We start from the raw sequence: 21,937 nt of genomic DNA, 5'->3' as shown, positions 1-21,937 counted from the left end.
CTCCCTCAGTAGGCGAACGACAACGGCTTGTCGGCGTCGTCCGGCGACTCGTCCGGCGCGTCGTGCCCGGACACCCCGTCCGTCCCGGCCAGCCCGCCCCGGATGGTGCGGAACATCAGCTTCACCTCGACCACGGCCAGCACGCCGTACAGCACCGTGAACCCCGCCAGCGACGTGAGCACCTCGCCGCTGGTCGTCCCCGGCGACACACCCGATGCCGTCGGCAACAATCCGAACACCAGCCACGGCTGCCGCCCGGTCTCGGTGAAGATCCAGCCGAAGCAGTTCGCCGCCAGCGGCAGCAGCGGCAACGGCAGCGCCAGCCAGACCAGCCGCCGGTCCGGCGCCCGGCCCCGGCGTGTTGCCCACAGCAACCACACCGCGATCGCCGCGGACGCCATCCCCACCCCGATCATCAACCGGAAGGTCCAGTACGTCAGCGGGATGTTCGGCTTGTACGACCCCGGCCCATACAGCTGCTCGTAGGCCTCCTGCAGCGAGTTGATCCCCTTCACCTCGCCGTCGAAGTGCCCGGTGGCCAGGAACGACAACAGATACGGCACCTTGACCGAAAAGATCTCCCGCGACCCATCCAGGGTGCCGACAGTGAAGACCGAGAACGACGCCGGCTTCTCCGTCTCGTACAAAGCCTCCGCCGCGGCCATCTTCATCGGCTGCACCTCGGTCATCACCTTGCCCTGCTGATCCCCAGTCAGCGCGACCCCGGCGCCGGCCGCGATCACGATCACCGCGCCCAGCCGAAGCGCGGTACGAAACACATCCCGGTCGACATCAGGACGCCGAACCAGATGCCACACAGCCACACCGGCCACGAACGCGCCGCCGACCATGAACGCGGCGAAAACCGTGTGCGGATAGGTGACCAGCACGACCTTGTTGGTCAGCACCGCCCACAGATCGGTCAACTCCGCCCGGCCACGCTCGGCGTTGTAACGGAAACCGACCGGGTTCTGCATCCAGGAGTTGGCCGCCAAGATGAAGTACGCCGACAACTGCGTGCCGAGCACCACCATCCAGATGCAGGCCAGGTGCACGCGCTTGGGCAGCCGATCCCAGCCGAAGATCCACAACCCGATGAACGTCGACTCCAAGAAGAACGCCAGCAGCCCCTCCAGCGCCAGCGGGGCGCCGAACACGTCACCGACGAACCGTGAATAGTCACTCCAGTTCATCCCGAACTGGAACTCCTGCACGATGCCGGTCACCACGCCCATCGCGATGTTGATCAAGAACAGCTTCCCGTAGAACTTGGTCAACCGCAGATACTTGTCCTTCCCGGTCCGGTACCACGCGGTCTGCAACCCGGCCGTGATCGCGACCAGCGAGATCGTCACCGGGACGAAGAAGAAGTGGTACACGGTGGTGACAGCGAACTGCCACCGAGCCAGATCCAGGGTGTCCACGCGGTCCTCCGCAACCATCTACGACGTTACGTAGTAGATGCTAGCGCGGATCTACTACAACGCGTAGTTATACTGGTCACGTGGCGAGTGACGAGAAGGCACCGAGGCCGCTGGGCGACCTGGAGCGGCTGGTGATGGAGCAGCTCTGGGCAGCACCGGCGGCGTTGACCGTGCGCGAGGTGCACGAGCAGCTGGCGACCACCCGCGAGCTCGCCTACACGACCGTGATGACGGTGCTGGACCGGCTGGCCAAGAAGAGGCTGACCGAGCGGGAGCGCGACGGGAAGGCCTGGCGCTACCGGGCCGCGGCGCCCCGCGAGGAGCTGGCCGCCGACCTCATGCGCGACGCCCTCGATCGGGCGGGCGACCGGCGCGAGGCGCTGGTCCGGTTCGTCGGCCAGGTCAGCGAGGAGGAAGCAGCCCTGCTCCGGGAGGCGCTGTCTCGGCTGGAGGCGCGAGAGGGGTGATCACCCCCGTCCTCCTCGCCGCACTGGCCCTGGTGCTGACCGGACCGGCACCGGCGCTACTGGCTCGCTCATCCTGGCCCTACCGGATCCCCCGGGCCGCTGTGGCGCTCTGGCAAGCGATAGCGATCGCAGCAGTCCTGGCAGCGCTGGGCGCGGGTATAGCGCTCTCCTACTCCACCGCGGGCCAGCCAGGTGAGCCCAGCTTCGACCCGTCCTCCATCAGGGATCTCCTGGCGGCAGCCATCCTCGCGATGACCGCACTGGTCCTGGTGAAGCTCCTCTGGGTTGCCGGACGGGTAGCGGTCGGTACGAGGGCTCGCCGCAAACGGCACCGCGATCTGGTCGACGTACTGGCCACACCGGACGGGTTGGTCCCGGGCCTGCGGGTGCTGTCCGAGGAGACGCCGCTTGCCTACTGTCTGCCTTCCCTCCGCGGCTCCCGGGTGGTCGTGTCGGTCGGAGCCCTCGAAAGACTCGACGAGAGCGAGCTCCGCGCCGTACTCGCGCATGAGCAAGCGCACCTCCGCGCACGGCACGACCTGGTGCTGGAGGCGTTCACCGCACTGCACCAGGCCTTCCCGCGCTGGGTGCGCAGTGAGGTGGCGTTGGAGCAGGCACGCACGTTGGTAGAGCTGCTGGCCGACGATGACGCCCGCCGCCGCAGCGGTCCTCGCCCACTCGCCCGTGCCCTGGTCGCACTGGCCGGCGCACCCGCCCCAGAGGCAGGACTGGCCGCCTCGAAGTCGGCCACCGTACTGCGTGTCCAGCGGCTGGCCGACCCCGAGCCGCGCTACCCGCTACTCGCAGCCGGGACGTACGCCGTAGCCGTCGGGCTGCTCGTCCTGCCGACGGTCACCGTCGCGGCCCCGATCGTGAAAGCGATCGTCGACGCGGTCAGCTAGCCGGCTGATAGCGCAGCAGTACGCCGCCCGTCGACCAGGGCCTGGCCTCGATCAGCTCGAGGTCGACCGGCGACCCACCACTGGGGAACGCAGGCTTACCCGCGCCCAGCAGCACCGGGCAGACCCGCAGCTGCACCTCGTCGACGAGCCCGACCTTCAGCAGCGAGTGGAAAAGCGTGATGCTGCCCCACAAGATGATGTCCTTGCCGTCCTCGGCCTTGAGCTCCCGCACCCCGTCGAGGTCGCGGATCACCTGGCCAGGTTCGTAGGCACCCCAGGGCGCGCTGTCGAGGGTGGTCGACACGACCACCAGGCGCAGCGCGTTGAGCTTCGGCGCGATCGCCTCCTCGGCCGCGGCCTCCGTCGGCCAGAAGGCGGCGAACAACCGGTAGGTCTCGGCGCCGAGCAGCATGGTGTCGACGTCCTCGAGCAACGCGAGGTTGTCGACGTCCGCCTGCTCGGCGATCGTGTCGAAGAACTCCAGCCCACCGTCCGGTCCGGCGGCGTACCCGTCGAGGGTCACGTACTCCTGGAAGATCAGCCGTCTCATCCAGGCACGGTACACATTTTTGTCCCGCCCCGGTCGTTTACAGGAAGTGCTTCCCTTCCCCCCGCGCAACCGCCAGCAGCACCAGCCCGGACAGAACCAGCAGAACAACCATGGTGATGACGAACGTCAGCACATCTCTCCCCGTATCCCCACACCAACTCTCACAGCAGGTGTTACGAGCTCATTGTCCCAGAAGTTCCCCATAGGCTTTGACCACTTCGTCCACTTGCCAGGCCAACGTGTTCGGAGTCACCACCAGCTCCACCCACGACCAGCCCGGTACGTCGGCCTGCTGCCACGGAGCGCAGATCGCCTCCCGCGTCGCCTCCATCCGCTCCACCGCCGCCCGCTCGATCGCCTCTGCCGGACGGGGTGCGTAGACGCGGAACGAGTTGGTGTGCGGCGGCTCCGGGAACACCCGGAATCCCTCGCTCTGCAAGGCCATCGAGAGCTCCACGGCCCGCTGGTGCAAGTCCGCCATCTGCGGCAGCACCGTCCGGAGTCCTTCGCGCGCGGACACGGCGTACGGCATCAGCGTGTAGAGGTTGCCGCCCAGCCGGCGCTGCCAACGCCGTACCTCGGCGATCACGTCCTCCGGCCCGGCCAGCGCCGCACCACTCAGCCCGCCCAGCACCTTGTAGAACGACACGTACACGCTTGAAGCCAGTGCAGCCACCTCAGCAAGGCTGTGCTCCAGGTAGGGCGTGCTCTCCCACAACCGAGCCCCGTCCAGATGCAGTGGGACGCCGCGCTCCGCACAGCACTCGGCGAACACGACCAGCTCGTCCCAGGTCGGCAGGACGAATCCGGCCTCCCGTAGCGGAAGCTCCAGCGTCACAGCGGCCAGCTTCCCCGGGATGGCGGCCAACTCGTCCGGTCGCGGCTGCCGTGGCTCCGACGTCAGCCGTTCGATCCGCAGGCCGTGCACTTCCTCCAATGCGTTCAGCTCGTGCTGCAAAAGGTGAGCAAGCCCATGCACCGCTACCCGGCTGGTCGCCGCGCGGTCGGCGTACACCCTCAGGACGCTCTGCTGGGCCATGATGCCGGTCGGCATGAACACAGCCGCCGGTTTGCCCAGCAGTTCGGCCACCTCCTGCTCCAGCGCGGCCACGTCACCGCCGTCGCCGTACGTGTCGACCTTCTCGTCGCCGGCAGCCTCAGCGAGCCGCTTCAGGCTGTCCGCGGCCGGCACCCTGCGCATGGACAGCCAGCGATCGCAGTTGTCGGCCGCAGCTCTACGGCGGGAACGGAGGTCGTCGGAGCTAGTAGCCACGCCCTCATCCTCTCGTGCGCTGCAAGCGACTTAGATCGTGGTGGTCACCACATGCTGGCCCTGGATCGTCCTGATCTGCACCGACTTCACCTGATCAAGCGGGACGAGTACACCGCCGCCGAAGCGACTGCCTTCGCGTGCTGCCTTCTCAGACACCAGCCACGTCCCTGCTACCCAGGTCTTGCCGGCTTTGTCGGTCACGAGCATCTCGCACTCGGCTCCGGCCTTCAGACCGGTGATCTGCACCTGAATCCAGCTCCACCCGGCCCGTGGCTCCACCGTGGTGGCCATCGTCGTACCGGTGCGGGTGTCAGTCGCCGTCACCTGTTTGGACCCGGCCACTGGCTCGTCTGTCTGATCCACCGTCTGCCGGCCGATCAGCACGCCACCACCCAGCGCACCGGCCACGACGACAACCGCGGCGGCCACCATCAGCCAGCGGGAGCGCTTCGGTTTGACCGGAGTACGCACCTCACGCAGGGTGCGCTGCAGCAAGAGGTCACCGTCAGGTGGCGGACCGTCCAGGAACGCTTCCGCAGGTACCTCGCCGAGGAATTCCTTCAGCTCCTCGAGCTCTGCCAGCTCCGCACGGCACTCCGCACACGTGGCCAGGTGCTCGTCCACCTCCCGGACCTCGTCAGGGTCCAGGGCGCCGAGGGCGTAGGCGCCGAGCTGCGAGCGGTCATGCTCACTCATCGCGCCACCTCCCCCTTTCCTGGAGCCAACTCAGCCTGTCCGGCCATCACCGCGCGCAGAGCCCGCAGGGCGTAATACGATCTCGATTTCACGGTACCGGGCGGGACTCCCAGCACCTTCGCGGCTTCCGCGACCGACCGGCCCCGGTAGTACAGCTCCACCAGCACCTCGCGGTGCTCCGGAGACACCTGGTCCAGCGCGGCCAGCAGCACCATGGCGTTCACCACCGACTCCGAGTGGTCACCCTCCACCGGTGGCCGGTCAACCACATCCGCCACCTCGGTAGGCCGGACCGCACGCGCTCTGGCCCGGTCGGTGACGATGTTGCGTGCCACAGTGAGTAGCCACCCGCGGACGGAACCCTGCCCCCCGGTCAGGTCGTCCGCATGTTTCCACGCCCGCACGAGAGTTTCCTGTACGACGTCCTCGGCGGCGGCACGGTCTCCGGTGAGCCGGGTCGCGTACGCGAGCAGGCTCCGGCCGTGTTCGGCGTACAAGGACCGGACAAGCGCCTCGGCAGCCTCCGGACCCCGGTTGTCACCCACTGTCCGCACGATACCGGGAACGGTGGGTGCCCACACGGGCAAGCACTCAGTAGCCGTAGCCATTGCCATCGTCGGACGACGGCTGCTTGGTGATCTTCTTCCCGTCCGCGCCCACGACCCACCAGACTCCGCCGACCGCCTGGCCCTTGGCCTCGCCGGCCTTGGTGTCCTGGGCGAACAGGTACACAGGTAGTCCGCCGATCGACAGCTGCTTGCTGCCGTCGCTGCGGGTCACCGTGCCGACCAGGGAAGCGTCGATGCCCTCGAGCTTCGGAGTGCCCTCGCCGGCCGGCACAACCGGCCACTTGGCCAGGCAGTCACCCTCACAGTTCGACTTGCCGGAGGTGTCCTTGTCGAACACGTAGACGGTCCGCCCGTTGCCATCGACAACGATCTTGCCCAGTCCGGCCACCTCCGCGGTCGCCAGCTTCGCCCCACTGCTCGCCGCGGTGGCACCGCTCGCCGGCGCGTCGCTCTCGTCGCCGCAGGCCGTCAGCCCGGCCAGACCGAGCACCAACACCGCGCAGACACTGCCCAGACGCTTCATGATGGTTCCCCTCGAGGATCGGTGATGCACACCTCCCACACGTCCGGAAGCGCCGACCGGTTCAACCACCAGGGCTATCGTCGTGCGCATGAGCCAAGAGATCCCCGGCGCGGTCCAGCGAGCACTCACCGCGATCGACGAGCAGGACAACGACGCCTTCGTCGCGGCGTTCGCCGCGGACGGTTATGTCGACGACTGGGGCCGCCAGTTCCGCGGCCCGGACCGAATCCGCGCCTGGAGCGAGAACGAGCTGATCGGCAAGCGCGCCACCTTCACCGGCACCAAGGTGTCGACACCGGGCAACCCGCTCACCATCGTCACCCAGGTCGGCGGGGACGGCTACAACGGCCCGTCCCACTTCACCTTCGACGTCCAGAACGACCAGATCGCCTCGATGACGATCACTGCCTAGGCGGGCTCGGGTTCGCGGATTCGCTGGGAGATGACCGACGACACACCGTCGCCGCGCATGGTCACGCCGTACAGGGCATCAGCGACCTCCATGGTGCGTTTCTGGTGGGTGATGACGAGCAGCTGGCTGTTCTCGCGCAGCTCCTCGTAGATCTCCAGCAGCCGGCCGAGGTTGGTGTCGTCCAGCGCCGCCTCGACCTCGTCGAGGATGTAGAACGGCGACGGCCGCGCCTTGAACAGGGCGACCAGGAAGGCGACCGCGACCAGCGACCGCTCACCACCGGACAGCAGCGACAGCCGCTTCACCTTCTTGCCCGGCGGCCGCGCCTCGACATCGATGCCGGTGGCAAGCATGTCGTCGGGGTCGGTGAGCACCAGCCGGCCCTCACCGCCGGGGAACAGCCGGCTGAACACGTGCTCGAAGGCCACCTCGACGTCGCGGTAGGCCTCGGTGAAGACCTGCTCGACCCGCTCGTCGACCTCCTTGACGATGTCCATCAGGTCGCGCCGGGACTTCTTCAGGTCGTCGAGCTGCTCGGACAGGAAGCGGTGCCGCTCCTCCATCGCCTCGAACTCCTCCAGCGCGAGCGGGTTGATCCGCCCGAGCTGGTTCAGCGCCCGCTCGGCCTGCTTGAGCCGCTTCTCCACCTTCGCCCGGTTGAACGGCTCGCCCTCGAGCTCGAGGGTGTTCTCCTCGCCGTCCTTCGGCAGCGGCGGCACCAGCTGGTCCGGGCCGTACTCCGCGACCAGCGCGTCGACCTCGATCCCGAGCTCGCCGAGCGCCTTCTCGTACAGCTGCTCCAGCCGCATCTTCTGCTCGGCCCGGGCCAGCGCGTCCCGGTGCACGGTGTTGGTCAGTTGCTCCAGCTCGGAGCTCAGGTTTCGCGTCGCCGACCGGGCCTGCGCCAAGGCCTGCTCGCGGTCGGCCCGCTGGGCCTGGATCGCGGCCCGCTCAGCGGCGGCCTGCTGCAGCGAGGACTCCAGCCGGGCCAGCACGTGACCGGCCGCCAGGTGCACGGCCTGCGCCGCCTCCGCCTGCCGGGCCCGCCGTGCGGCCCGCGCGATCGCGCGTGCCCGTGCCTCGCGCTCCTGCCGCGCCGCGCGCTCCAGCGAGTCCGCACGCCCGGACAGTGCCCGCGCCCGCTCCTCGGTGGTCCGCAGCGCCAGCCGCGCCTCCATCTCGGCCGCCCGGCCCGCCTTGGCGGCTTCGGCCAGCCGGTCCCGATCGGTGGTGTCCGGCTCGTCGCCGTCTTCGTCGAACTGCTCGGCGTCGGTGAGGCGTTCCTCCAGCTCTGCCAGGCCGGACAGGTTCCGGTCGCGCTCCTCCTCGGCCGCCGCGATCGCCTCGGCCATCCGCTGCGCCTCGCCTCGGGACGCCTTCGCCAGCGACCCGAAGTGCGCCAACTGCTCGGCCACCGCGGCCATCGCCGCGTCCGACTCGTGCAGCCGGGCGAGTGTGATCTCGGCCTTGTCCTTCTGCCGGGTCCGCTCGTCCTCGAGTGCCTGGAGCTCGAACCGCAGCCGCTCGCTGCGCGCCGTCGCCTCGGTCAGCTTCTCCGCCGCCTCGTCGACCGCGGACTGCACCTCGATCAGGCTCGGCGCCGCGTCCGAACCGCCGTACGCGAAATGAGCGCCCAGTACGTCGCCGTTCCGCGTGGTGCAGGTGACATCGGGCAGGTGTCGCACCAGCGACTGAGCCGCCGGTACGTCGTCCACGACGGCGACCTTGCGCAGCAACCGCCGTAGCGCGGGCCGCAGGCTCTCCGGGCAGTCCACGACATCAACGGCGTACGACGCTCCGTACGGCAGCCGCGGCCAGGTCGCGTAGTCGTCGGCGGGGGCATCCCCGAGCAGCATCCCGGCCCGGCCGAGATCGTGCTGCTTCAGGTGACCCACCGCCTCGAGAGCGGCATCGGCGTGGGTGACCGCGACGGCGTCGGCGGCCTCACCGAGGGCGGCCGCGATCGCGGTCTCGTAGCCGGACCGCACGCTCAGCAGCGCCGCTACCGAGCCCATCAGGCCATTGACCTGCTCGGAGGCCGCCAGCAGGGCGCCGGCGCCGTCCTTGCGGTTCAGACCGAGCTCGAGTGCTTCCTTGCGAGCCGCCAGGCCGGTGCGCTCACGCTCGGCGTCCCGCTCCTCGGCGCGCAGCTTGGCCAGCCGCTCGTCCATCTCGTCGAGGACGGCCTGGGCCGCCTCGTACTCCTCGTCCAGGCCTCTCTCACCGGCGTCGAGGCCGGCCACCTGGGTCTCCAGCGCGGTGAAGTCGTGCTGGGCCTTGGCCGCCCGGGCCTCCGCCTCACGCATGTTGCTGGCGAGTCGGCCGATCTCGGACTCAGCCGCGGCCGCGCGGCTCTTCAGCGCGTTCACCTGGCCGGTCAGCCGGGCCAGGCCTTCGCGGCGGTCCGCCGCGGCCCGGATCAGTGCGGCGATCCGGCGCTCCTCCTCGGCCTCCTGCGCCTCCAACTGCCGGCGCCGCTCGACCGCCTCGGCGAGCAGCTCCGAGTGCGCCTCGACCTCCGCCTCGATCTGCGCCTCGGTCTCGCGGACCCGGGCCGCTTCCAGCTCGAGCTCATCCGGGTCCCGCCCGGCGCGTGGCTCCTCGGCCTCGTCGTTCAGCGACCGGATCCGGTCCGCCGCGATCCGCGCCGTACCCTTGATCCTCTCGCTGAAGCCGGACAGCTGGTACCAGGTGTCCTGGGCCGCCTGTAGGGCCGGAGCGTCCTCGCGGAGCGCGTCCTCCAGCTCGGCCTCGAGTTCGCGGGCCTCACGCAGCTTGGCCTCGGTCTCGGCGCGGCGCTGGGTCAGCAGTGCCTCGTCCTTGAGCTCGGCCTCGAGCGCGGACTGGGCCTGGACGATGTCGTCGGCCAGCAGCCGGGCCCGGCCGTCGCGGACCTCCGCCTGGATCGTCACCGCCCGCCGTGCGACTTCTGCCTGCCGCCCGAGCGGCTTGAGCTGGCGGCGGATCTCGGTGATCAGGTCCCCGAGCCGGTTGAGGTTGCCCTCGGTGGCCTCCAGCTTCCGGATCGCCTTTTCCTTGCGCTTGCGGTGTTTGAGGACACCCGCGGCCTCCTCGACGAACCCGCGCCGGCCCTCCGGGGTGGCGCGCAGGATCGAGTCGAGCTGGCCCTGGCCGACGATGACGTGCATCTCGCGGCCGATACCGGAATCGCTGAGCAGTTCCTGGACGTCGAGCAGCCGGCAGTTCTGGCCGTTGATCTGGTAGTCGGAGCCACCGTTGCGGAACATGGTCCGCGAGATCGTCACCTCGGCGTACTCGATCGGCAGCGCGCCGTCGGTGTTGTCGATGGTCAGCACCACCTCGGCGCGGCCCAGCGGGGCGCGGCCGGAGGTGCCGGCGAAGATGACGTCCTCCATCTTGCCGCCGCGCAGCGACTTCGCGCCCTGCTCACCCATCACCCAGGCGAGGGCGTCGACGACGTTGGACTTCCCGGAGCCGTTCGGGCCGACGATGCAGGTGATGCCCGGTTCGAAGTTCATCGTCGTGGCCGACGCGAACGACTTGAAGCCTCGGAGCGTCATGCTCTTCAGGTACAAGGCGAAGCTCTCCAACCCGTGAAAGGACAGACGATACCGAAGGAACCGTCGTAACTGCTTGTGACGCTGCCGCTACCCGGGGGAAGTAGTTCCGCTTCGCAGTCTACCGAGGCATCGACGCGAACCGGTGGAGGCCGACCGATCAGAGTGGCCGGCGAGGTGGGGGAGCTCAACATTCAGTGGCAAACAGTGCTGCTTCAGCCAAAAAAGGGCGGCGGAGGCCCGGACGGGGGCCACCGCCGTGGTTGTGCGGACGGTAGAGATGGAACTCTGTTGTCGCGGCTCGGGTCCTCAGACCGAAGCGGGGGTGCGCAGAGCCTCGTCAACGGTGAGCAGCCGGCCCTCGTGGACCTGTGCGACGAGGTGGTCGTTCTCTGCCTGCAGGCGCATCACGTGCGCCTCCAGATCGGCGACACGCCGGTTGAGCAGACGAACCTGCTCGAGCATGCGCGGGTCAGTGCCTCCAAGGTGCCCTAGAAGAGCCTTGGCCATTGTGCTGTCCTCCGGAAGGGTTCTGGCCTGTGAGCGCCCCTGATCCACGGAGCGCTTCTAAAATGTGTGCCGTCTTTCAGGGTGACACTGGCGGGCCCGACGGTCAACCTAGGCCCACACTCTTTAACGATACCTCTGTCACCACCGGACCTGGCGAGGGACCGGCTGACATCTCGGACACCGATACGACGAACGGTTCATGAACGGCTCGCGACGGATCGGCCGGCCGTCACGCGGACACGGCGAACCCTCTTGTCCATAGACGTTCAGGCCGCGTTCGAAGTAGCCGGACTCCCCGTTCACGTTGACGTACAGCGCGTCGAAGCTGGTGCCGCCGACGTCCAGCGCCTCGGCCATCACCTCGTGCGCGTGCCGTAGGATCTCCCTTATCTGCAAGGGTTTCAGCGTCTCGGTCGCCCGCGCGTAGTGCAGCTTGGCCCGCCACAACGCTTCGTCCGCGTAGATATTGCCGACTCCGCTGATCAGCGACTGGTCCAGCAGCGCCCGTTTCAGGCCGGTCTTGCGGCGCCGCACCGCGGCCACGAAAGCGTCCGGATCGAACAGAGGATCGAACGGGTCGCGGGCGATGTGAGCGATCTCGGCCGGCAGTTGCGCGCCGCCGTCGGAGTACGACAGACCACCGAACATCCGCTGGTCCACAAAACGGACCTCTCCGCCGTCGTCGGCGAACCGGAACCGGACCCGCAGGTGCGGCTCGTCCGGCGCGCCGACCGGCTGGACCCGGAACTGCCCGCTCATCCCGAGATGGGTCAGCACCGCGTCCCCGGACTCCAGCGGCAGCCACAGGTACTTCCCGCGCCGGGCCGGTTCGGCGAACACCTGGCCCTTGAGCCGGGCGACGAAATCGTCCGGCCCGGCGGCGTGGCGCCGTACCGGACGGGGATGCAGGACCTCGACGGCGTCGATCGTCCGGCCGGTGGTGAATTCCGCCAGGCCGCGGCGTACGACCTCTACCTCCGGAAGCTCGGGCACCTCAGGACTGCGAGGGGTCCGTGCTGTCCGGATGGGCCGCCCGCAAGGCCTTCCAGGCGGTTTCCGCGGCCTGTTGCTCGGCTTCCTTCTTGCTCCGGCCGATGCCGTGGCCGTAGGTGTCGGAGCCGATCCGGACCCGCGCCTCGAACGTCTTGGCGTGGTCCGGGCCGGACTCGGCGATCACGTACTCCGGGACGCCGACGCCGAGCTGGGCGACCAGCTCCTGCAGCGACGTCTTCCAGTCCAGGCCGGCGCCGAGCCGGGCCGAGGACTCCATCAGGTCGTCGAACAGCTTGTGCACGACCTGCCCGGCGGTCTCGAAGCCGCGGTCCAGGTAGACGGCGCCGATCAGCGCCTCGACGCAGTCGGCCAGGATGGACGACTTGTCCCGCCCGCCGGTCGCTTCCTCACCCCGGCCGAGCCGCAGGTACTTGCCCAGCTTGAGCTCGCGGGCGACACCTGCCAGCGCGCGCATGTTGACCACGGCAGCACGCAGCTTGGCCAGCCGGCCCTCGGACAGGTCCGGATGATTGCGGAACAGCGACTCCGTGACGATGACGCCGAGGACGGAGTCCCCGAGGAACTCCAGTCGCTCGTTCGTCGGCAACCCGCCGTTCTCGTACGCGTACGACCGGTGGGTGAAGGCGTGCTCCAGTAAATTGTCAGCCAGCGATACGCCGAGCCGCTGGTTCAGCTCGGCGTAGAGGCCCCCGTTCCCCGAGATCAACTCAGGGTTGACCGAATTCACTGGCTGATGCCTCTTAGCTCTCGACGACCTGGCGACGCTCGCCCTTGGCGCCGTACTGGCCGCAGTTGGGGCAAACGGTGTGCTGCAGGTGCTTCGCGCGGCAGGCGGGGTTCACGCAGGTGACCAGCGACGGGGCAGTGGTCTTCCACTGGGCCCGGCGGCTGCGGGTGTTGCTGCGCGACATCTTCCGCTTCGGAACGGCCACGGTTATGACTCCTCGGTTCGGCCGGGGGCTGATGGACCCGGCCGGCTGGCTGACGTGTGTGCTCGGTCTTCAGTTGTCTTGCGGTCGTTCGTCCTGCTGGAGCAGGCCGCCGAGGGCGGCCCAGCGTGGGTCGACGCCGTCCTCGTGCTTGTGGCCGGGCTCGTCCGCCAGGCGCACCCCGCACTCGGGGCACAGACCCGGACAGTCGTCCGTACACAAGGGCTGGAACGGCAGCGCGAGCACCACCTGGTCCCTCAGCACCGGCTCGAGGTCGATCAGATCGCCCTCCATCCGGCTGGCCTCGTCCGGTTCGGCATCGCTTTCCGGGTAGACGTACAGCTCCTGGACGTCAGCGAGGAACTCGTCCTCGATATCGACCAGGCACCGCGCGCACTCCCCGACCAGACGACCACTGGCCGTACCGGTGACGAGAACCCCTTCGACGACCGACTCCAGCCGTAGATCGAACTGGATCGGGTCGCCCTCGGGGACGCCGATCACGTCGATTCCGAGATCCTCCGGAGCCGGTGCCGTGAAGGTGACTTCGCGCTGGGACCCGGCGCGGCGTGACAGCTCGTGCGTGTCGATCACGAGTGGGGACCGCGGGTCCAAGACGCTCAGGACATCCCTTTCCAAGGCGTGGGCAGGCAAGATCTCGGTCTCGTCGAGACCGGTGCTCAACATTACCAACTCCGCGGCCAGTCGCCCAATTCGGGGCAATCCTAGAGTTTTTTCAGTAACCGTGCGTGAACGGACGGCGGCACGAAGGCGACGACATCGCCGCCCAGCTTGGCGATCTCCTTGACCCAGCTGGAGGAGATGAAAGCGTTCTCCGACCGGGTCGGCAGGAACATCGTGTCGACCCCGGTCATCGCGTGGTTGAGCTGGGCCATCTGCAGCTCGTAGTCGTAGTCGGCGGCTGAGCGCAGCCCCTTGACGATCACCCCGGCGCCCTCGGCCCGGCAGTAGTCGACCAGCAGCCCCTCGAAGGTGGCGATCCGGACATTCGGGTACGGCGCGGCGATCTCGGTGAGCATCTCGATCCGCTCGGCCACGTCGAACAGCCGCTGCTTGGACTGGTTCACCCCGGCCGCGACGATCACCTCGGCGAAGGCGGCCGACGCCCGGGCGATGACGTCGAGATGCCCGTTCGTGGGCGGGTCGAAGGTGCCTGGAAAGACCGCCTTACTCATGGCGGTGACCGTACCAAAGCCGGGCCTCGCCGTACTTGCGGTCCCGCAGCGCGGCGAACCCCTCCGGCCACTCCCACGGCTCCCGCTTCCCGCGTTCGACCACGACCACCGCATCGTCGGCCAGCCAGCCACCCTGGGCCAGCGCGATCAGCACGTCCTGGAGCTCGACCGTGTCCAGCTTGTACGGCGGATCGGCGTACACCAGATCGAACGCCGCCGAGCCCTCCCCGGCGGCCACCTTCTCCACCGGCCGCGTCAGCACGGTCGCCCCGGGCAACCCGACAGCGCGGATGTTCGCGGAGATCACCTCGGCCGCCCGACGGTCCGACTCGACCAGCACCACCCGCGCGGCCCCGCGGGACAGCGCCTCGAGCCCGATCGCCCCGGAACCGGCGTACAGGTCGAGCACCGCCAGCCCGTCGAAGCTGCCGAACTCCGACTCCAGCGACGAGAACAGCGCCTCCCGGACCCGGTCCGCGGTCGGCCGGGTCCCGCTTCCCGGAGGTACCGCGATCCGCCGCCCGCCGGCCGCTCCCCCGATGATTCGGGTCACGGGGCCTCCCGGTCTGGACTGAGGAGCGGAGGGAGCGAAGCGACCGGAGTGACGAGGGAAGAACGGGAGCAAAAGCCCCGTGACCCCCGCGCCGGAGGCGCGGCATTCAACACAGTCATGTCTTCTCCAGGTACGCGGTGGTCTCGGACTCCAGCGCGCTCCGCACGAACGACCGCAGCGTCGGGTACTCGGCCAGCTCCGCATCCACCGAGACGATCGAGTTGGCCACGTGCCGCGCGGTGAAGATGATCTCCTCGTCGCGCAGCACGCTGAGCAGCTTCAGACTGCTCCGCTTGCCTGATTGCGCGACGCCGAGCACATCACCCTCGCGCCGGGTCTCCAGGTCGATCCGGGACAGCTCGAACCCGTCCGTGGTCGACGCGACCGCGTCCAGCCGCCCGTACGACTTCGACCCCGGCCAGAGGTCGGTCACCAGCAGGCACAACCCCGGCACCCGTCCCCGGCCGACCCGCCCGCGCAGCTGGTGCAGCTGGGAGATGCCGAACCGGTCCGCGTCCATGATCACCATCGTCGAGGCGTTCGGTACGTCGACACCGACCTCGATCACCGTGGTCGCGATCAGTACGTCGACCTCGCCGGCCGCGAACCGCGACATCACCGTGTCCTTCTCCTCGGCCGGCAGCCGGCCGTGCAGGATCTCCACCCGCAGGTCGTGCAGGATCTCCGCCAGTGCCTCGGCGACCTGCAGCACCGAGATCGGCGGCCGGGCGGGTTTCTTCGCGCCGGAGTTGTCCTCCTCACCGAGAACGAACTCGCCTTCCTCGTCGGCCGCGTTCTTGACCTCGTCGCCGATCCGCGGGCAGACGACGTACGCCTGGTGCCCCTTGCCGACCTCCTCGCGGACCCGCTGCCAGGCCCGTTGCAGCCAGTCCGGCTTCTCCTTCGCCGGGACCACCGACGACTGAATCGGCGAGCGCCCGGCGGGCAGCTCGGTCAGCGTCGACACCGCGAGGTCCCCGAACACGGTCATCGCCACGGTCCGCGGGATCGGGGTCGCGGTCATCACCAGCACGTGCGGGGTGTTGTCACCCGACTTCTGGCTCAGCGCCGCCCGCTGCTCGACGCCGAACCGGTGCTGCTCGTCCACCACCACGAGCCCGAGGTCGGCGAACTGCACCTTGTCCTCGAGCAACGCGTGCGTGCCGACCACGATCCCGGCGGCTCCACTGGCCGCGTCCAGCATCGCCGTACGACGGGCTGCCGCGCCGAGCGAGCCGGTCAGCAGGCCGACCCGGGTCGCCCGCTCCGCGCCGCCGAGCATGCCGCCCTCGGCCAGATCGCCGAGCATCTTGGTCAACGTCTTGTGGTGCTGGGTGGCGAGCACTTCGGTCGGCGCCAGCAGGACGGCCTGGCCGCCGGCGTCCACCACGGACAGCATCGCCCGCAGCGCGACCACGGTCTTGCCGGAGCCGACCTCACCCTGCAGCAGCCGGTGCATCGGGTGCGGACGGGCCAGGTCGGCGAAGATCTCCTCGCACACCTCGGCCTGGCCCTCGGTGAGCTTGAACGGCAGCCGCTGGTCGAACTCGTCCAGCAGACCACCCTCGGTCCGCGGCCGCGGCACCGCGTTCAGCGCGTCGGTGACGGCTCGGCGCTGGGCCAGGATCGTCTGCATCACCAGCGCTTCCTCGAACCGGAACCGCTGCTGGGCGTCGCGGATGTCCTTCTCGGTGTCCGGCAGGTGCACCTTCTGCAGGGCCTCACGCAGCCCGAGCAGCTTCTCCTTGCGCAGGATCAGCTCCGGGATCGGGTCGTCGAGGTGCTCGTCCAGGCTGTCCAGGACGATCTTGACACTCCGCTCGATCGTTGCGGTGGGCAACTTCGCGGTGGCCGGGTAGAGCGGCCGGAACGGCCTGGCCCGGCGCTCGATCTCGGCCTCGGACAGATCCTCCTCGTCGAGGATCTCGGTGCCGGGGCTCTTCAGCTGCATGATGTCGCGGAACATCGTCACCTCGCCCCAGAACAGGGCCGCGGTGCCGGGTTGCAGCTTGGCCGCCAGCCAGGGCTGGTTGAAGAAGGCCAGCTCCAGGTCGCGCCGGCCGTCGGTGACGACCACCTTGGTCAGCGTCTTGCGCCGGGCCCACTTCTGTACGTCGGCGATCGGGATCTCGGCCTTGGTGTCGAGCGACCGGACGGTGACCTTCTTGACCCGGCCGTTCACGGTCGCCTGGTCGCCGACCTCGAGCTCGTCGAACGGGGTCAGCTCGCCCTTCTTGAGGTACCGCCGCGGGTAGTGCCGCAGCAGCTCCCCGACGGTCTCCAGGCCGAGCACGTCCGCGAAGGTCTTGGCCGTCCTGGCACCGAGGAAGTCGCGGAGCTTGCGGTCCATATCCGTCTTCATTCCACCCCGATCAGCAGCGGGTACCTGTCCTGTCCTCCGTCGTACACCACGACATCGACATCTTTGCGATTCCGGCGTACGTGCCGCTCCACGGCTTCGACCAGGCCGGGCTCCGCGTCCCGCCCGGTGACGATCGTGAGCAGCTCACCGCCACCGCCGAGCAACCGGTCGACCACGCCGATCGCCGCGTCCGCCAGATCCTCGGTGATCAGCGTGAAGTCGCCGTCCACCACGCCCAGCGCGTCGCCCACGCGGCACATCCCGGCCATCGTCCAGGCGTCCTTCACCGCGATCGTGACCGCGCCGTGCCGGGTCTGACCGGCCGCCGCGGACTGGTGTACGACGTCGTCGTCGAAGCTGCGGCCGGGATCGTGGACGGCGATCGCCGCCAGCCCCTGGACCTGCGCCCGGGTCGGGATGACGGCGACCCGGATGCCGTCCTGCCGGGCCGCGGTCGCGGCGGCCTCGGCGACCGCGATGGAGTCCTTGTCGTTCGGCAGCAGCACGATCTCGGGCGCCTTCGACCGCTCGATCGCGGCCAGCAGCTCACCGGTCGAGCACCTCCGGCCCGGACCGCCGCGGATCACCTGCGCGCCGGCCTCGGTGAACAGGTCCGCCAGCCCCTCACCGGCCACGACCGCGATCACCGCGCGGCCCGGGATCGGCTCGTGGTGGTGGGCCTGGTCGGCGAGGTGGGTGACCCGGATCCGGTGCGGCCGGCCGATGTCGATGCCCTGCTCGATCGCGGCGCCGACGTCGTCTGTGTGGACGTGCACGTTCCACAGTCCGTCACCGCCGACGACCACCACGGAATCGCCCAGGCCGGCCAGGTTCTGCCGGAAGTCGCCGATCTTGTCGTCCGGCGCGTCCAGCAGGTACATCACCTCGTACGCCGGTCCGTCCTGACTTTCGGCGTCCTCGCCCTGGGGCTCGACCCGGGCCGGTACGTCGACCCGTACGGTCTGTCCGGTCAGCACCGACTCCATCGCCCCCAGGATCACCACCAGGCCCGCTCCCCCGGCATCCACGACCCCCGCACGCCGCAGTACGTCGAGCTGCTCGGTCGTCTTGGTGAGCGCCTGCCGGGCGGACGCGACGGCAGCCAGGCAGACGTCGGCCAGGCTCTTCCCGTCGTTGGCGGCCGTCATCGCCCCGGTCGCGGCCGCGCGGGCGACGGTCAGCATGGTCCCCTCGACCGGCTGCGCGACCGCGCCGTACGCGGCGTCAGCGGCGTACCGCAGCGCATCCGCGAAAGCGGCGGGCTCGCTCATCCTGGGATCGGCCAGTACGGCGTGCTCGTCGGCCTCCTGGTGAGGCGGGAGGTTCTCGGCGAGGCGGAGGCCGCAGGCGCGGACGAGCTGGGAGGTGATGACGCCGGAGTTCCCGCGGGCACCGAGGAGGGCGCCGCGGCCGAACGCCTGGACCGCCTCGGCGAAGGTCAGCTCGCCCTCGGGCAGCGCTTCGCAGGCGGCCTCCCAGGTGAGGTACAGGTTCGTCCCGGTGTCGCCGTCGGGCACCGGGTACACGTTCAGCTCGTCGATCTCGGTGCGCGCCCGGCCCAGCTCGGCCAGCGCGGTCCGAGCCCAGGCCCGCAACACGTCGACGGTCAGTTCCTCCACGCCCGGAAGGCTAACCGGTCCGTCTACCATGTGCTGTGCTCTCCCCGATCCTGTTCTCGGTCGCTGCCGACAGTTACGAGTGGGCGGTGCGGGAGATCCGGGCCGTGTTCGGCCGCGAGGTGCGGATCGAGCGGGTCAGCGGGGACCTTGGGCGTGTCACCGGTCCGTCCGTCGAGGACCTGGCGCGAGCGTGCGACGCGGGGCGGATCATCTTCGTGCGGCACCTGACCACTGAGATCGCGAGCTTCACAGAGCTGCCGCCCGGCTACGAGCTCGCCGACCTGGTGCTGGGCGAACTGCCGGACTATCCGAAGGCGCTCGCTGTCCAGGCCTGGACCGATGGCGCCGGCACCGGAGGGTCTTACTACCACCGGCTGGAGGAAGCACTCACCGACCGAGGGGTCGCCGTGACGCGCTCCGGTCAGGAGGTCGTCGTCTCCTGTTTCGCCGGCCGCCGGGCCGTGCTGCTGGGCCTGAACCGGCTCGAGTTCAGCCTGTCGGACTGGCCGGGTGGGCGGATGCGGCTGGCTCGGTCGGAGGATCGGGTGTCGCGGTCGGAGTTCAAGCTGGAGGAGGCGATCGCGACCTTCGGGCTGGAGTTGCCGCCGGGCGGGAAGGCGCTGGACCTGGGCGCCTCGCCGGGCGGCTGGACCCGGATCCTGCGGCAGCACGGGCAGGAGGTGTGGTCGGTCGACCCGGGCTCGCTGGACCCGCGGCTGCGCGGCGACCGCCGGATTCACCACGCGGCGACGACGGCCGGGCGGTTCTTCGCGGAGAACCGGGTGCGGTTCGACGTGGTGGTGAACGACATGCGGATGGACCAGGTGATGAGCGCCCGGATGATGCTCGACGCGGCCGCGCACCTGCGCCGCGGCGGGCTGGCGATCGTCACGCTGAAGGGCGGCGGCAAGAACCCGCTCGACGGCGCCCGGCGCGGGATGGACGTGCTGCGGCAGGAGTACGGCGTACTGCACGCGCGGCAACTGCATCACAACCGCAACGAGATCACCGTGATCGCCGAACGCAACTAGGCGCCCGGGTGAACCCGGGCGCCTAGTTGAAGGCCCTACACGGAGGAAAGCTGGTGATCAGCCGACGACGCGCTGAACCTTGCCGGCCTTGATGCAGGACGTGCAGACCTTCAGGCGGGTCGGGGTGCCTTTGATGAGCGCCCGGACCGGCTGGATGTTGGGGTTGAACCGCCGAGGCGTGCGAGCCTTGACCCGGCGGATCATCGCGCCCTTACCCAGGCGGGCAACGTTGTTGCCGAACGTCGGCTGCTTGCCGCAGACATCGCACTTCTTAGACATGATTCTCCGTGTTCAGGGTCGTGACACCGACAGACCATGTTACATGGGCTCCGACGCACGACCAATTCGGCTCAGACACCTGGACTACTCCGTGAGCCAGGCCACTTCCTCGTCGCTCAGTTCCACCGACAAGCCCGGCATCGACGTCCGGGTCTCGCTGATGTGGCGGGGGCCGATCAGCGGGAACACCGGGTACGGCTGGTGCAGCAGCCAGGCCAGTGCGATCGCGGTCGGCTCGACCCCCTTGGCGGCGGCCAGTTCACGGGCCCGGTCCAGGCGGCGGAAGTTCTCGTCGGAGTAGAAGCAGCGGACCAGCTCCTCGTCCGAGCGGTCCTCCGGCTTGGCCCGTCCGGTGAAGAACCCGCGCGCCTGGCTCGACCACGGGAACAGGGCGACCTGCCGGTCCCGCAACCACGCCTGCGACTCGTCGTCGGCGACATGCCGGCACCCTGCCCACGGTACGTCGTACGCCCGGGCCAGGCTGAGGTGGTTGCTCAGCAGCGTGAACGGCTGCTTGCCGTTCGCCTCGGCGTACGCGTTGGCCTCGTCGAACCGCGTGGTGGACCAGTTGGAGCCGCCGTACGCCTTGATCCGGCCGGCCTTGAAGTGCTCGTCGAGTACGTCGACGAACTCGCCGACCGGGATGTCCTCGTTGTCCCGGTGCATCAGGTACAGGTCGACGTGGTCGGTCTGCAGCCGCTCGAGGCTCTCGGTGAGCTGCCGGGTGATCGACTCGGGGTTGCAGTGCGGGGTGTGCGCACCCTTGCCGATGACAACGACCTCGTCCCGGTTGCCGCGCGAGGTGATCCACTGGCCGAGCAGCTTCTCACCGCGCCCGCCGCCGTAGATGTAGGCGGTGTCGAACGCCGTACCGCCGCGCTCGACGAAGTCGTCGAACATCGCTGCCGCGTGCGTCAGCGTCTCCTGGTTGTCGACGCCCATCACGAGTCTGGACACGTCCTTGTCCAGACCCGGCACCCGGCCGTACTTCATCGGTGCGTCGTCGCGGCGCTTCAGTGGGCGACCGGTGGCGGTCGGGATGACCACGTCGTCCCGCTCGCTCGCGTACTGCTGCCCGATCGCCTTGCGCCAGGCGTCCTGGACGGTCAGGTTGCCGAGCGTGTCGGCCCAGCTCATCTCGGGCGCCTGCCGCTGCTCGATCGCGGCCGCGACCGCGTCGGCCTCGGCGGCGTAGATGAGGGCCGGCTCCGCGGAGATGTCCCGCGGCTCCTCCCCTACCTTGTGCAGGGTGACGTGGGTCGGCTTGCCGTCGCCGCCGAACCACGGGTCCTCGACGACGAGATAGCCCTCGCTGCCGTAGATGCGGACCTGGTTGTCGTCACCGAGCCGAACGCCGGTGCTGACCTGGGCGGTCACGCCCCCGTCGAAGAACAACGTCGCGACCGACCATTCGTCGGCGCCGGTCTCGCCGACGTGTCCGACCGCGGTGACAGCGGCCGGGTCGGCGAACGGCTGCCCGGTGGCGGCGCCGACGATCAGCCGCGCCATCGAGACCGGGTAGCCGCCGACGTCGAGGATGCCGCCGCCGGCCAGCTCGTCGGCGAAGATCCGGCTTTCCGGCCGGTACGACGAGGCGAACGCGAAGGTGGCCTGGATCTGGTGGACGGTGCCGAGCTCGCCGTCGCGGACCAGCTGGGCGATCAGCTTGGTCTGCGGCAGGCAGCGGTACATGTACGCCTCCATCAGGAAGACGTCGTTGGCGACCGCGGCCTCGATCATCGCCTCGGCCCAGGCCTTGTTGATCGCCAGTGGTTTCTCGCACAGCACGTGTTTGCCGGCTTCGGCGGTCTTGATCGCCCACTCGACGTGCATCGGGTGCGGGGTGGCGATGTAGACCGCGTCCACCTCCGGGTCGGCGAGCAGGTCGTCGTACGAGCCGTGCCGGTTGGCGATGTCCCACTTGTCGGCGAAGGCGTTGGCCGAGTCGATCGACCGGCTGCCGACGGCGACGACCGTGTTGGCCGCCGACGTCGGCACCTGGCTGGCGAACCGGGAGGCGATGTTCCCGGTGCCGATGATTCCCCAGCGAAGCTTGTTGTCAGGCGCAGTCAAAGGAGTCCCGTTCGGT

General features: G+C 69.2%; 22 protein-coding genes. 4 read left to right on the top strand and 18 right to left on the bottom strand.

Annotated elements, in window-relative coordinates; genetic code table 11:
- Nucleotides 1–5 precede the first annotated feature (5 nt).
- Complete coding sequence (locus tag AB0F43_RS33705; RefSeq protein ID WP_360486290.1) at nucleotides 6–1,424, bottom strand: cytochrome ubiquinol oxidase subunit I; 1,419 nt, start codon at nucleotides 1,422–1,424, stop codon at nucleotides 6–8.
- Between the two features lie 80 nt (nucleotides 1,425–1,504).
- On the opposite strand from AB0F43_RS33705, the gene AB0F43_RS33700 reads away from it, so the two are divergent.
- Together AB0F43_RS33700 and AB0F43_RS33695 are read left to right on the top strand one after the other, a co-directional pair.
- On the top strand, nucleotides 1,505–1,891 hold the full coding sequence (locus tag AB0F43_RS33700; RefSeq protein ID WP_360486287.1) for a BlaI/MecI/CopY family transcriptional regulator: 387 nt from the start codon (nucleotides 1,505–1,507) through the stop codon (nucleotides 1,889–1,891).
- The gene (locus AB0F43_RS33695; protein WP_360486284.1) at nucleotides 1,888–2,793 is read left to right on the top strand and encodes a M56 family metallopeptidase; all 906 of its coding nucleotides are present in this window, start codon (nucleotides 1,888–1,890) and stop codon (nucleotides 2,791–2,793) included. Before AB0F43_RS33700 ends, AB0F43_RS33695 begins: the two co-directional genes overlap by 4 nt.
- Here AB0F43_RS33695 and AB0F43_RS33690 read toward each other — a convergent pair.
- From AB0F43_RS33690 to AB0F43_RS33670, 5 genes are all read right to left on the bottom strand, one after another.
- Nucleotides 2,786–3,343, bottom strand: coding sequence for a dihydrofolate reductase family protein (locus AB0F43_RS33690; RefSeq protein ID WP_360486281.1), 558 nt, complete (start codon nucleotides 3,341–3,343; stop codon nucleotides 2,786–2,788). The genes AB0F43_RS33695 and AB0F43_RS33690 overlap by 8 nt on opposite strands.
- 181 nt (nucleotides 3,344–3,524) lie before the next feature.
- Nucleotides 3,525–4,616 carry a beta-eliminating lyase-related protein gene (locus AB0F43_RS33685; protein WP_360486278.1) on the bottom strand — a complete coding sequence of 364 codons (1,092 nt, stop codon included), beginning with the start codon at nucleotides 4,614–4,616 and terminating at the stop codon, nucleotides 3,525–3,527.
- A 30-nt stretch (nucleotides 4,617–4,646) separates the two neighbouring features.
- Nucleotides 4,647–5,312: a zf-HC2 domain-containing protein gene (locus AB0F43_RS33680; protein WP_360486275.1), complete on the bottom strand. Its 666-nt coding sequence runs from the start codon at nucleotides 5,310–5,312 to the stop codon at nucleotides 4,647–4,649.
- Nucleotides 5,309–5,857, bottom strand: a complete 549-nt coding sequence (locus AB0F43_RS33675; RefSeq protein ID WP_360486272.1) for a sigma-70 family RNA polymerase sigma factor — start codon at nucleotides 5,855–5,857, stop codon at nucleotides 5,309–5,311. Before AB0F43_RS33675 ends, AB0F43_RS33680 begins: the two co-directional genes overlap by 4 nt.
- A 46-nt stretch (nucleotides 5,858–5,903) precedes the next feature.
- Entirely contained in the window at nucleotides 5,904–6,404 is a 501-nt protein-coding gene (locus AB0F43_RS33670) for a hypothetical protein (protein WP_360486269.1), read from the bottom strand.
- Between the two features lie 88 nt (nucleotides 6,405–6,492).
- Between AB0F43_RS33670 and AB0F43_RS33665 the strand changes: the two genes are divergently transcribed.
- Complete coding sequence (locus AB0F43_RS33665; RefSeq protein ID WP_360486266.1) at nucleotides 6,493–6,816, top strand: nuclear transport factor 2 family protein; 324 nt, start codon at nucleotides 6,493–6,495, stop codon at nucleotides 6,814–6,816.
- Here the strand turns inward: AB0F43_RS33665 and smc are convergent.
- From smc to AB0F43_RS33615, 10 genes are all read right to left on the bottom strand, one after another.
- Nucleotides 6,813–10,373, bottom strand: a complete 3,561-nt coding sequence (smc, locus tag AB0F43_RS33660) for a chromosome segregation protein SMC (RefSeq protein WP_360486657.1) — start codon at nucleotides 10,371–10,373, stop codon at nucleotides 6,813–6,815. The two genes, AB0F43_RS33665 and smc, sit on opposite strands and share 4 nt — an antisense overlap.
- A gap of 291 nt (nucleotides 10,374–10,664) precedes the next feature.
- Complete coding sequence (locus tag AB0F43_RS33655) at nucleotides 10,665–10,820, bottom strand: hypothetical protein (protein WP_360152740.1); 156 nt, start codon at nucleotides 10,818–10,820, stop codon at nucleotides 10,665–10,667.
- Nucleotides 10,821–11,003: 183 nt separating this feature from the next.
- Nucleotides 11,004–11,858: a bifunctional DNA-formamidopyrimidine glycosylase/DNA-(apurinic or apyrimidinic site) lyase gene (mutM, locus tag AB0F43_RS33650; RefSeq protein ID WP_360486263.1), complete on the bottom strand. Its 855-nt coding sequence runs from the start codon at nucleotides 11,856–11,858 to the stop codon at nucleotides 11,004–11,006.
- Nucleotide 11,859: 1 nt separating this feature from the next.
- Nucleotides 11,860–12,552, bottom strand: coding sequence for a ribonuclease III (gene rnc, locus AB0F43_RS33645; RefSeq protein WP_360486654.1), 693 nt, complete (start codon nucleotides 12,550–12,552; stop codon nucleotides 11,860–11,862).
- Between the two features lie 67 nt (nucleotides 12,553–12,619).
- A complete protein-coding gene (rpmF, locus tag AB0F43_RS33640; protein ID WP_130387616.1) occupies nucleotides 12,620–12,811 on the bottom strand; it encodes a 50S ribosomal protein L32 in 192 nt (63 codons plus the stop codon).
- A 69-nt stretch (nucleotides 12,812–12,880) separates the two neighbouring features.
- Nucleotides 12,881–13,402, bottom strand: a complete 522-nt coding sequence (locus tag AB0F43_RS33635) for a YceD family protein (RefSeq protein ID WP_360486651.1) — start codon at nucleotides 13,400–13,402, stop codon at nucleotides 12,881–12,883.
- A gap of 131 nt (nucleotides 13,403–13,533) precedes the next feature.
- A complete protein-coding gene (coaD, locus tag AB0F43_RS33630; protein ID WP_360486260.1) occupies nucleotides 13,534–14,004 on the bottom strand; it encodes a pantetheine-phosphate adenylyltransferase in 471 nt (156 codons plus the stop codon).
- Nucleotides 13,997–14,557 (bottom strand): 16S rRNA (guanine(966)-N(2))-methyltransferase RsmD, encoded by a 561-nt coding sequence (gene rsmD / locus AB0F43_RS33625; protein ID WP_360486257.1) that lies wholly within the window; start codon nucleotides 14,555–14,557, stop codon nucleotides 13,997–13,999. The genes coaD and rsmD overlap by 8 nt, the downstream gene beginning before the upstream one ends.
- Nucleotides 14,558–14,672: 115 nt before the next feature.
- On the bottom strand, nucleotides 14,673–16,919 hold the full coding sequence (recG, locus tag AB0F43_RS33620) for an ATP-dependent DNA helicase RecG (protein ID WP_360486254.1): 2,247 nt from the start codon (nucleotides 16,917–16,919) through the stop codon (nucleotides 14,673–14,675).
- Nucleotides 16,916–18,538, bottom strand: a complete 1,623-nt coding sequence (locus AB0F43_RS33615) for a DAK2 domain-containing protein (protein ID WP_360486251.1) — start codon at nucleotides 18,536–18,538, stop codon at nucleotides 16,916–16,918. The genes recG and AB0F43_RS33615 overlap by 4 nt, the downstream gene beginning before the upstream one ends.
- Before the next feature lie 35 nt (nucleotides 18,539–18,573).
- On the opposite strand from AB0F43_RS33615, the gene AB0F43_RS33610 reads away from it, so the two are divergent.
- Nucleotides 18,574–19,569 (top strand): SAM-dependent methyltransferase, encoded by a 996-nt coding sequence (locus AB0F43_RS33610; RefSeq protein ID WP_360486248.1) that lies wholly within the window; start codon nucleotides 18,574–18,576, stop codon nucleotides 19,567–19,569.
- Between the two features lie 57 nt (nucleotides 19,570–19,626).
- On the opposite strand, the gene rpmB is transcribed toward AB0F43_RS33610, so the two are convergent.
- Nucleotides 19,627–19,848, bottom strand: coding sequence for a 50S ribosomal protein L28 (gene rpmB / locus AB0F43_RS33605; RefSeq protein ID WP_131355194.1), 222 nt, complete (start codon nucleotides 19,846–19,848; stop codon nucleotides 19,627–19,629).
- 84 nt (nucleotides 19,849–19,932) lie between these two features.
- Nucleotides 19,933–21,921, bottom strand: coding sequence for an aldo/keto reductase (locus AB0F43_RS33600; protein WP_360486245.1), 1,989 nt, complete (start codon nucleotides 21,919–21,921; stop codon nucleotides 19,933–19,935).
- Nucleotides 21,922–21,937 lie beyond the last annotated feature (16 nt).

The organism is Kribbella sp. NPDC023972 (assembly GCF_040639075.1).
Classification (GTDB): Bacteria; Actinomycetota; Actinomycetes; order Propionibacteriales; family Kribbellaceae; genus Kribbella.
The sequence above is the reverse complement of the archived record's forward strand: the minus strand, read 5'-3'. Positions and strand labels throughout refer to the sequence as shown.